General features: G+C 57.4%; 1 rRNA gene (cut by a window edge). It reads left to right on the top strand.

Annotation, left to right across the window (positions count from 1 at the left end):
- Nucleotides 1-2,479, top strand: a 23S ribosomal RNA gene (locus H5J30_RS17570); it begins 651 nt to the left of the window's first position.
- The last annotated feature ends 21 nt before the right edge of the window (nt 2,480-2,500 follow it).

The raw sequence follows: 2,500 nt of genomic DNA, 5'->3' as shown, positions 1-2,500 counted from the left end.
GCGTCGTGACTGCGTGCCTTTTGAAGAATGAGCCTGCGAGTTAGCGGTGTGTAGCGAGGTTAACCCGTGTGGGGTAGCCGTAGCGAAAGCGAGTCCTAGCTGGGCGTTGAGTTGCACGCTCTAGACCCGAAGCGGGGTGATCTAGCCATGGGCAGGGTGAAGCGGCTGTAAGAGGTCGTGGAGGCCCGAACCCACCAGGGTTGAAAACCTGGGGGATGACCTGTGGTTAGGGGTGAAAGGCCAATCAAACTCCGTGATAGCTGGTTCTCCCCGAAATGCATTTAGGTGCAGCGTCGTGTGTTGCTTGCCGGAGGTAGAGCTACTGGATAGGCGATGGGCCTTACCGGGTTACTGACCTTAGCCAAACTCCGAATGCCGGTAAGTTGAGCGCGGCAGTGAGACTGCGGGGGATAAGCTCCGTGGTCGAGAGGGAAACAGCCCAGAGCATCGACTAAGGCCCCTAAGCGTATGCTAAGTGGGAAAGGATGTGGAGTCGCAGAGACAACCAGGAGGTTGGCTTAGAAGCAGCCATCCTTGAAAGAGTGCGTAATAGCTCACTGGTCAAGTGATTCCGCGCCGACAATGTAGCGGGGCTCAAGCGTACCGCCGAAGTCGTGTCAGCAGCACAGTAAGCTCTAACGGGTGTGTTGTTGGGTAGGGGAGCGTCGTGTGCCGGGTGAAGCCGCACTGGAAGGTAGTGGTGGACGGTTCGCGAGTGAGAATGCAGGCATGAGTAGCGATACACACGTGGGAAACGTGTGCGCCGATTGACTAAGGGTTCCTGGGTCAAGTTGATCTGCCCAGGGTAAGTCGGGGCCTAAGGCGAGGCCGACAGGCGTAGTCGATGGATAACCGGTTGATATTCCGGTACCCGCTGTGGAGCGCCAAACATTGAATCAGGTGATGCTAAGCCCGTGAAGCCCCCTGTCTGATCCCTTTGGGTGAGGGTGGGTGTGGTGGAGCCGGTGGCCCGAGCTTGTAGTAGGTGAGTGATGGGGTGACGCAGGAAGGTAGTCCAGCCCGGGCGGTGGTTGTCCCGGGGTAAGGGTGTGGCCCGTTGTGCAGGTAAATCCGTGCAACATTATGGGTGAGACCTGATGCCGAGCCGATTGTGGTGAAGTGGATGATCCTATGCTGTCGAGAAAAGCCTCTAGCGATGTTTCATGGCGGCCCGTACCCTAAACCGACTCAGGTGGTCAGGTAGAGTATACCGAGGCGTTCGGGTGAACTATGGTTAAGGAACTCGGCAAAATGCCCCCGTAACTTCGGGAGAAGGGGGGCCGCTTCCGGTGATGGCCTTTACGGTCTGAGCTGGGGGTGGCCGCAGAGACCAGCGAGAAGCGACTGTTTACTAAAAACACAGGTCCGTGCGAAGCTGTAAGGCGATGTATACGGACTGACGCCTGCCCGGTGCTGGAACGTTAAGGGGACCGGTTAGTCATCTTCGGGTGGCGAAGCTGAGAACTTAAGCGCCAGTAAACGGCGGTGGTAACTATAACCATCCTAAGGTAGCGAAATTCCTTGTCGGGTAAGTTCCGACCTGCACGAATGGCGTAACGACTTCTCGACTGTCTCAACCATAGGCCCGGTGAAATTGCATTACGAGTAAAGATGCTCGTTTCGCGCAGCAGGACGGAAAGACCCCGGGACCTTTACTATAGCTTGATATTGGTGTTCGGTTCGGCTTGTGTAGGATAGGTGGGAGACTGTGAAGCGGCCACGCCAGTGGTTGTGGAGTCGTCGTTGAAATACCACTCTGGTCGTGTTGGATGTCTAACCTGGGTCCGTGATCCGGATCGGGGACAGTGTCTGGTGGGTAGTTTAACTGGGGCGGTTGCCTCCTAAAATGTAACGGAGGCGCCCAAAGGTTCCCTCAGCCTGGTTGGTCATCAGGTGGTGAGTGTAAGTGCACAAGGGAGCTTGACTGCGAGACTGACGGGTCGAGCAGGTGCGAAAGCAGGGACTAGTGATCCGGCGGTGGCTTGTGGGAGCGCCGTCGCTCAACGGATAAAAGGTACCCCGGGGATAACAGGCTGATCTTCCCCAAGAGTCCATATCGACGGGATGGTTTGGCACCTCGATGTCGGCTCGTCGCATCCTGGGGCTGGAGTCGGTCCCAAGGGTTGGGCTGTTCGCCCATTAAAGCGGCACGCGAGCTGGGTTTAGAACGTCGTGAGACAGTTCGGTCCCTATCCGCTGCGCGCGTAGGAGTCTTGAGAAGGGCTGTCCCTAGTACGAGAGGACCGGGACGGACGGACCTCTGGTGTGCCAGTTGTTCTGCCAAGGGCATGGCTGGTTGGCTACGTTCGGGAGGGATAACCGCTGAAAGCATCTAAGCGGGAAGCCTGCTTCGAGATGAGGACTCCCACCCCCTTTGAGGGGTTAAGGCCCCCTGTAGACGACGGGGTTGATAGGCCGGATCTGGAAGCCCTGTGAGGGGTGGAGGTGACCGGTACTAATAGGCCGAGGGCTTGTCCATAGCTGCTTGCGTCCACTGTGT

It is taken from the genome of Streptomyces phytophilus (assembly GCF_013870535.1).
In the GTDB taxonomy this organism is placed as follows: Bacteria; Actinomycetota; Actinomycetes; order Streptomycetales; family Streptomycetaceae; genus Streptomyces; species Streptomyces phytophilus.
The sequence above is the reverse complement of the archived record's forward strand: the minus strand, read 5'-3'. Positions and strand labels throughout refer to the sequence as shown.